This is a genomic window from Brevundimonas sp. (assembly GCF_024711105.1).
GTDB lineage: Bacteria > Pseudomonadota > Alphaproteobacteria > Caulobacterales > Caulobacteraceae > Brevundimonas.
Map to the genome: position 1 here is coordinate 1 of NZ_JANJTL010000116.1, position 7785 is coordinate 7785.

7 protein-coding genes and 2 tRNA genes are annotated in these 7785 nt (G+C 67.3%); 7 read left to right on the top strand and 2 right to left on the bottom strand.

All coding sequences use genetic code 11. From position 1 onward, the window contains the following. Positions 1 to 66 precede the first annotated feature (66 nt). A tRNA-Val gene (locus tag Q0M60_RS08570) sits at positions 67 to 141 on the top strand. 62 nt (positions 142 to 203) lie between these two features. On the opposite strand, the gene Q0M60_RS08575 is transcribed toward Q0M60_RS08570, so the two are convergent. After that, positions 204 to 3359 carry an autotransporter domain-containing protein gene (locus Q0M60_RS08575; protein ID WP_296818278.1) on the bottom strand — a complete coding sequence of 1052 codons (3156 nt, stop codon included), beginning with the start codon at positions 3357 to 3359 and terminating at the stop codon, positions 204 to 206. 196 nt (positions 3360 to 3555) lie between these two features. On the opposite strand from Q0M60_RS08575, the gene Q0M60_RS08580 reads away from it, so the two are divergent. The 5 genes from Q0M60_RS08580 (at position 3556) to Q0M60_RS08600 (ending at position 6821) form a co-directional block, all read left to right on the top strand. After that, entirely contained in the window at positions 3556 to 4446 is an 891-nt protein-coding gene (locus Q0M60_RS08580; RefSeq protein WP_296818280.1) for an SPFH domain-containing protein, read from the top strand. A gap of 4 nt (positions 4447 to 4450) precedes the next feature. Continuing rightward, positions 4451 to 4624: a hypothetical protein gene (locus Q0M60_RS08585; protein WP_296818282.1), complete on the top strand. Its 174-nt coding sequence runs from the start codon at positions 4451 to 4453 to the stop codon at positions 4622 to 4624. Positions 4625 to 4801: 177 nt separating this feature from the next. After that, positions 4802 to 6007: a glycosyltransferase gene (locus Q0M60_RS08590; protein ID WP_296818284.1), complete on the top strand. Its 1206-nt coding sequence runs from the start codon at positions 4802 to 4804 to the stop codon at positions 6005 to 6007. Positions 6008 to 6074: 67 nt separating this feature from the next. Further along, entirely contained in the window at positions 6075 to 6263 is a 189-nt protein-coding gene (locus tag Q0M60_RS08595) for a hypothetical protein (protein WP_296818286.1), read from the top strand. A 36-nt stretch (positions 6264 to 6299) separates the two neighbouring features. Continuing rightward, the gene (locus Q0M60_RS08600; RefSeq protein WP_296818288.1) at positions 6300 to 6821 is read left to right on the top strand and encodes a hypothetical protein; all 522 of its coding nucleotides are present in this window, start codon (positions 6300 to 6302) and stop codon (positions 6819 to 6821) included. Between the two features lie 290 nt (positions 6822 to 7111). Here the strand turns inward: Q0M60_RS08600 and Q0M60_RS08605 are convergent. Further along, positions 7112 to 7188: transfer RNA gene (locus Q0M60_RS08605), tRNA-Asp, on the bottom strand. Between the two features lie 194 nt (positions 7189 to 7382). On the opposite strand from Q0M60_RS08605, the gene Q0M60_RS08610 reads away from it, so the two are divergent. Next, a partial coding sequence (locus Q0M60_RS08610) for an FAD-dependent oxidoreductase (RefSeq protein ID WP_296818289.1) occupies positions 7383 to 7785 on the top strand: 403 nt, incomplete at its 3' end.

A 7785-nucleotide genomic window follows, 5' to 3' on the forward strand; every position in this document is an offset into this window, starting at 1 on the left:
ACGGCTAAGGCCGCAGGCCATCTATCGGGGAGGGCGCGGGGCTACGGCTTCGCGCCCTTTCCATTTGGGCGGCTAGCTCAGCGGTAGAGCGTCTCGTTTACACCGAGAGGGTCGGGGGTTCGATCCCCTCGCCGCCCACCAGACGGAAAGAAGGGGCGCCGGATCGCTCCGGCGGCCCTTCGTGTTTTCGGTCTCGACTCTGACTAGAAGCGGAAGCTGGCGCGGAGCAGGAGCGCGTAGCGCAGATAGTCGTCGATCATTTCCGCGTCCGCCTCGACGGCGAGGAAGCCCAGTTCGTTGCCCAGGTTCAGGCGGAAGCCGATGATCGGTCCGCCGCCTTCCAGGCTGTCGCCAGCCAGAGCGAACGGGGAGCCGCCGGAAACGAAGCGGGCCATGGTGTCACCCGGGTCGTGCGAGAAGATCTGGCGCCAGCCCAGGCGGAGTTCCGGTCGCAGCCAGTGGTTCTCGCCAAATCCCGCGCCGATCGTCACGGCGGCCGTCGACGAGAAGATGTGACCGTCACGGCTGTCGAGCGCCAAGTCGAAACCGGCTCCTCCTCCGGCCTCTTCGTGCGCATCCTCGCTGAGGCGGAAATATTCGACAATCGCCTCCGGGCGGATGCTCCAGCGGCCGACCTGATAGTCGTACGCCGCGCCCCCAGCCAAAGCGATGCTGTAGCCGTTCCAGGAGGACTCGTTGCGCCGGTTGATGCCTGGCGCGACGAGCTGGCGGACGCTGTCGAAGCTGGCGTAGCCGCCGGCCGCGCGAGACCAAACCTGCCAGCGCGTGCCCTGAGCCCGCCAGTAGACGCCGAACTCGAGCAATTGGGCGCTGAAGTTTTCTTCGCCGGCCGATTCCGGGTCTTCCAGATCCGACGAGGTCAGGGCGAAGCTGACGCCGAGAGCGCCGAAGCCCGTGCCGCGCTCGATCCCGCCCGCAAGACCGAAGCCCTCGGACCGGAAGCCGTAGGCCTCGCCCTTGTCCTTGTCGGCGTAGAAGTTGATTTCCTGCAGCCAGGCGCTCGTCTCTCCGGCGCGCGCGGGGAAGCCGCGGCCGGACAGGGCGCGCGTGACGGCGTCGACGCCGGTCGCCAGAGCCATGAGCGGTCCGCCCGAGTGTTCCGGCAGGATCTGCTCATACATGTCGAAGAAGCCGTCCCGGTCCGTCTGGGACAGGAAGGCGTTCAGCAGCTCGGAGTCGCCGGCCAGCGCCGCATAGAAGGCGTCGTAGGTCGCCGATTCAGCGGCGATGAAGCCAAACTCAGCGTCGGTCCGCTGACGGGCGTCGACGTAGATCTGGTTCAGAACATTGTCGACGCCGGCGCTGACCACGTACATGTACGGCGAATTCTGCTGCAGCCGCGTCTGGTCGATCGTGCCGGCGTTGAGGGTGGTCGCAGAAACGATCACGAAGCGGGTCGGATCGTTGACCAGCGAGGTGAAGCGAACGCCGAGGCCAGCCCCCGTGGCCACATCGGCCGTGCCGTTGACGATGAAGCCGCCGGCCGTGGCGCTGCCAGGGTCGACAGTGACGATCAGGTCGCCGTCAGCGCCGATGTTAAGGCCGCTGATGGTGGTCGGCCCCGATTGGCGGGCGTCGAGGATGCCGTTGGTGACATTGACCTGGAGCAGACCGTCGCCGTCCGAGATCGCACCGCGCACCTGGGCGCCGCCGGTGATCGACAGCGTGTCCGCGCCCGCGCCGAACGACACGTCGCCGGTCACCAGGCCGTCGCGCACGTCCAGCAGATCGGCGCCGGATCCGAAAAGTATCTCGCCGTTGATGGTCGGGTCGTCCAGATCGGCGCCGACGACGTCCTGGAGCACGGTGACGCCGGTCGTGTTGGCGCTGACGTCGATGGCCACGGCCCGGCCGGTGACCGGGTCGTCGTCTTCGGCCGAATGGGCTGCGTTGATGGCGCCCGTGTTCGTGATGCTGGTGAGCGTTCCGGAGGCGTCGCGGATAGCGTAGGCGTCGCCCGTTTCACCGCGGACGATGGCCTGGATCACCCCGCTGTTGTTCAGCTCGGAGAGCGTCGCGCCGGCTCCGATATCGAGCCCAAAAGCGTCGAAGTCGCCCTGCGACGTGCTCAGGCTGATGATCACGCCTTCATTGATCAGGCGTCCGACGTCGGTTGGTCCGCTCACGATGATCGCGGTGGCTCTGGCCTCATCGGCGAAGGCGCTGATCGAGCCCGCGTTGCGCAGGCCGCCGGTGAGGGTCACTGCCTGGCCTCCGTCGAGACCGAGCCGCAGGCCGGTCGCGCTGACGCCGTCATAGACGCCGTCGCCGAGGATCACGCCGCGATTGACCAGGCCGTAGGCCATGTCGCCGGTCCCGATCGTACCGAGCGTGACGACCTGGGTCATCGAGCCCACCTGCACCGCCGGCCCGGACCCGTAGGAGGTGATGGTCGAGTTGCCCTCGTCGGCGTCGGGAATGCCGTTGTTGTCGTCGTCGGGATCGTCGGCGTCGAGGATCCCGTCGTCGTCATCATCCGTATCGCTGGGATCGTTGATGTGAGCGATGTCGAAAAGCACGCCGCCGCCGACGCTGCTGGCGATGGAGACGGCCGGCCCGCCAATGAGAAGGTCGTCTGCGTCCAGCCGGTCGATCTGGGTCTGGGTCAGGCCGCCCGTGTAGCGGAAGCCCGTGGCTGTGATCGCGCCGCCGAACGTCAGGCTGCCGGTGACGCCGCCCTCGATCGAGACGCCCACAGATCCGGCGCCCCGCGCGCTGATGGGGCCGCCCGCCCACACATTGCCGGTCACCTGCCCGGTCGTCCGGATCCCGAAGCTCTGGTCGCCGGTCATGTTGATCGCGCCGAAGTTCGACAGGTTGCCGATCAGGCCGGTCTCGACCGAGATGCCGGCCGACTGATTGCCTTCGACCGTGATGATCGACGAGCGCGAATTGACGATGTTCCCCGTCAGGTCGCCCGGGCCGATGAGGCGGACGCCGAAGCGCCCGGTGCCGCTCGCGAACGCGCCGTCCTGATCCCCGTCGTTGTCAGTGTCCGTGTTGGTGACATTGTCGGTGATGTTGATCTGGCCGTTGTTCGTGAAGTTGGCCGTGTTTCCCCCGAGCAGCAGGACGCCGGTCGCGCCGTCGTCGGCGTTTTCCATCAGGATGCGGCCGGCGTTGGTGACGGAGTTGCTCGAGTTCACCGTCACCGCGGCTCCGGTCGCCACGCGGATGGTGCCGGCATTGGTGATCTGGATGTCCGAAGGAGACCCGTTGTTCGCGGTGGCCGTGGCGATCGGCGTGGTGCGTTCGTTGCTGATCACGACCTGGGCGGCCGCGCCGGAGGCGATCATCATCGGCGCGAGTGCGACCGCCGCCGCGAGCTTGATACGCATGTAGACTGATCCCTACGACTGTTCAGCGCGCACGCCCGCCCATCCCCCGAGACGGGTGGTCGAGAACGCCCCAAGTTTCTTCTTTTTGAGGCGAATGCAAGGCGAACTTACCCGCTCCTCCCGCGCCGTGTCGATGGTGTTGAAGCGTGGCTATAAGATTGATATCATATTGGCATCAAACTGAGGGGCTGAAGCCATGACCGTTTCGATCAATGCGTCCGCCGAGCGTCCGGCCCGGACCTCCGGCGGTATTCTGATGCTGCTGCTGTCACTTGCGCTCATGGTGGCGGGGGCGGCCGGCCTTGTGATGGCGATCGAGGGTAGTCTTCCTCCAATAGCGCTGGCGGGCGGTATCGTGAGCGCCGTTCTCGGCCTCGTCCTTGTCTGCGGACTCTATTCCCTGCAGCCGAACGAGGCGATGGCGATCCTGCTGTTCGGCGACTACCGCGGCACGGACCGGAAGCCCGGCCTGCGCTGGGTTCTGCCCTGGTACAGCCGCAAGAAGGTGTCGATGCGCGTACGCAACGTCACATCGGACAAGCTGAAGGTGAACGACAAGCGCGGTAATCCGATCGAGATCGCGGCCAACGTCGTCTGGCGGGTGTCCGATTCGGCCCAGGCCCTGTTTGACGTCGATGACTTCGCGGCCTTCGTGAACATCCAGATCGACACGGCGCTGCGGGATATCACCTCGCACTACGCCTACGATCACGGCGAGGAGCACGAGCCGACCCTGCGGGCCGACGCCGAGCTGGTGGCCGAAAAGCTTCGCGAGGAACTGCACGCGCGGGTCAAGGTCGCCGGTATCGTGGTCGATGAGGCGCGGCTAGCGCACCTCGCCTATGCGCCCGAGATCGCCAGCGCCATGCTGCGCCGGCAGCAGGCGGAGGCCGTGCTGGCGGCCCGCCGCCTGATCGTCCAGGGCGCGGTCGGCATGGTCGAGGCCGCGCTCGACGACCTCGGGCAACGGGGCGTGGTCCATCTCGACGAGGAACGGAAGGCCGCGATGGTGTCCAACCTGCTTGTCGTGCTGTGCGCCGAGCGGGAAGCGCAGCCCGTGGTGAACGCCGGCACGCTCTACGGCTGATCCCATGCCGGACAAGGCCAAGCCGCCGAACGTCCGCAAGGCGTTCCTGCTACGGATCAATCCTCAGGTGATGGCGGCCGTCGAACGTCTGGCGGCCGCCGAACTGCGCAGCGTCAACGCCCAGATCGAGGTGCTGGTCCGCGAGGCGCTGGCGGCGCGCCACAAACGAGAGATTTGATCCACGTCAAAGCTCCTTCCGTCTCTTGCGCACGGTCCAGTCCGGGCGCACATCAAAGCGTGGCCGTAACGCCGGTTCGCATCCTCCCGGGGGAGTCGCGCGTTAGGCCGGCGAGACGGAACGAACGGGACAGATCGCCACATGGCTTCGGACGCCTGGGATCAAGAACATCGATGGGTGCTCACGCTCGAGGAGCGGATCGCGGACACGCTGCGCCGGCTTGAGCGGGACGGTGACGACGGCCGGCCCCGGCTGGTCGACACGACCATGCAGTACGCGCCGGTCAGCGGCGGGGTTAAGCGCTATCTCCACGCCAAGCGGGACTGGCTGAACCGGAACCGGCCGGGTGTGAAGCACACCCTTGTCGTGCCCGGACGCCGCACGCGGGCCCGGCCAGAGGCCACCGTGACGCTCGCCGCAGCCAAGATTCCCTTCACCACCGGCTATCGCTGGCCGATGAGCCGGCGCAAGTGGGCCACGTGGCTGCAGTCCCTGAACCCCTCGGTGATCGAGGCGGGCGACCCTTATGGGCCCGGGACCGCAGCGATCGACGCGGGCCAGGCGATCGGCGCGCCGGTCATCGGTTTCTGCCACTCCGATCCGGCGCACCTCGCGGCCCTGCACTGGGGCGAGTGGGCGAGGAAGCCAATCGAGAAGAAGTGGGCTGAAATTTTCGGTCAATTCGATCGCGTCGTGGCGCCCAGCCGGTTCATCGCAAGCCGGCTGCGCGAGGCCGGCGTGACCCGAATCGTGGAACGTCCGCTGGGTGTGGATGTGGAGACCTTCCACCCGGACCGGGCTGATCGCGCCGGAGTGCGGGCCGAACTTGGCGTCGGCGCGAACGATCGGCTGCTGGTCTTCGCCGGGCGCGCCGCCAAGGAAAAGAATGTCGATGTCCTCATCGAGGCCGTTCAGACCCTGGGCGCACCCTATCGGCTGGTGCTGGTGGGCGCAGGGGAGGGCATGCCGATCGAGGGGCGGGTGATCTCCCTCCCGTTCGAGCGCGACAGCCTGAAGGTGGCCCGGATCGTGGCGTCGTGCGACGCCTTCGTGCATGCGAATGAGAAGGAGCCATTCGGCCTGGTGGCCCTGGAGGCCATGGCGTGCGGCGTCCCGGTCGTGGCTCCCTCGACCGGAGGGGTGAGCGAAACGGTGGACGAGACTGTTGGGCAGAGGGCCGCTTCGCTGGAGCCTGACGAATACGCCGCAGCCATCGAGGCTCTGTTCGAGCGGGATTTGGCCGCAATCGGCGACGCCGCCCGGACGCGGGCCGCCAACCGGTATTCCTGGAACCGCGTGTTCGAGGACCTGTGCATGCTCTACGCCGATGTCAGCGGCCGGCGCGAGTTCGTCGAACCGCAAGACGCCTACGCCTTTCACTGACGGGAACCGGCGGCCCACTGGCCGGTTTGGGCTGCGGGTGGGCATGCGGCCCGACGGAGACCTGGCGATGAGACTGTTGCTTGCGATGCTGACCTTGGGCGCGGGCTGGATGCTCCTCACTCGAGGTGGATCGCCAGAGGGCCGCGCGATCCTACTGCCGGCCCCGGTCGATGCCGATGACGAAGAGCCGGAGTCCTGGCTGGCCGGCGAATCGCAGGCCTATCGTAGTCAGGCGCAGACGGTCGCCGGGCTCTGACAGGAACCTGAGCCGGCCCGTTCCCGTTCGGCCGAGATGGCGCGCCGTCCCAAAGTCTTCTGCTGGTCCGACGGTCTGAGGATCTTCACCGTCGCGGCTCCCTCGCGTGTAAAGGCGCTGGCGGCCTGGGGCGTCGAGCGCGACCTGTTCAAGCTGGGTGGCGCGCGCGAGGTCGAGGACGGGCCTGACTATGAGGCGGCGCTCGAGCGGCCGGGAGAGGTCCTTGAGCGGCGACTGGAGATCGAGGCCGGACCAGATCCCGCGAAGTCGAGGCGTCCCGCCAAGGCCGGCGAGTCGCCGCGAAAAGCCGTTGTGCGCAGGCCGCCCCCGGGGCCGAGCAAGGCCGATCTGGCCGGGCTCAAGCGGCTCGAAGCGGCGATGACCGGCCTGGAGGCCCGCCAGGCCCGCGAGAGGGGTGCGGTCGAGGTGCGCGTGTCCAGGGCGGAACAGGCTCTGGACGAGGCGCGGGAGGCCGAACGCAGACTCAGGCTGGACCAGCGGCGGACCCGCGCGGCCTTGGAGGTCGAACTGTCCGCAGCGAGGGCAAAACTGCGTTGAATCCGCTTGTCGCGCCGGAAGTACAGCGACAAGCGACACGCCATCTTCATGTTTTCAATGATTTGTCGCGCCCGAGCGACAGGGTGCGCCAGATTTTCGGAAATGCTGGAAGGGTGTGGCGGACTTTCGAGGGCCATCATGCCCGGGACTCTAAGACGCTCCGAAGCAGCGCTGCGCATTCGACGCCACGTCCGCCGCAAGGCTCTGAGGTCGTGACACAAGTTCAATCGAGATTGGGGATTTCAGCGGCAGGCTGAAACGAAAAGCGCCACCCCTTCGATTCGAAGGAGTGGCGCGAGTGACGGGGCTCGAACCCGCGACCTCCGGCGTGACAGGCCGGCACTCTAACCAACTGAGCTACACCCGCGTCTCCGGCCCGGGCGAAGCCGCCCGAACGGAAGGCGCGTCTGATAGGTCCCGCCGCCCGGGGCGTCAAGCGGGGAGGGACGTGAAATTCGGCGCTTTGGCCGTCTGATCCAGAAACCTTGCGCGGGCGACCCGGTCACACTGGACGCCGGGTGTGGCATGTGCCCCTGTTCATAAGGGAGGCAGGCGTTGGCGGTGTTCGATCTCAATCGGCGCAGGATGCTGGGAGCCGGGGCCATGGCCGCCGGAGGCCTGATCATCCCTGGCTGCGCGACGACCTCGGTCGCGCCCGCGGCGTCGGCGCTCTGCCTGCCGCCGGTGAATGTTGATTCTTCGCGGATGATCCGGGCGGTCGCAGGGCTCAGACCCTATCGCGCGCAAGGCTTCGTGGTGCGCGAGGAAGCGCTGGGGTCCAAGCGGCTGGTGCACAATTACGGCCATGGCGGCTCGGGGATCACCCTGAGTTGGGGCACGTCCATGCTGGCCGCCGAACTGGGCCTGCGGGGTCATTCGGGACCGGTGGCCGTTCTGGGCGCCGGGGTGGTGGGTCTGAGCACCGCCCGATTGGTCCAGGAAGCCGGATTCCCGGTGACCATCT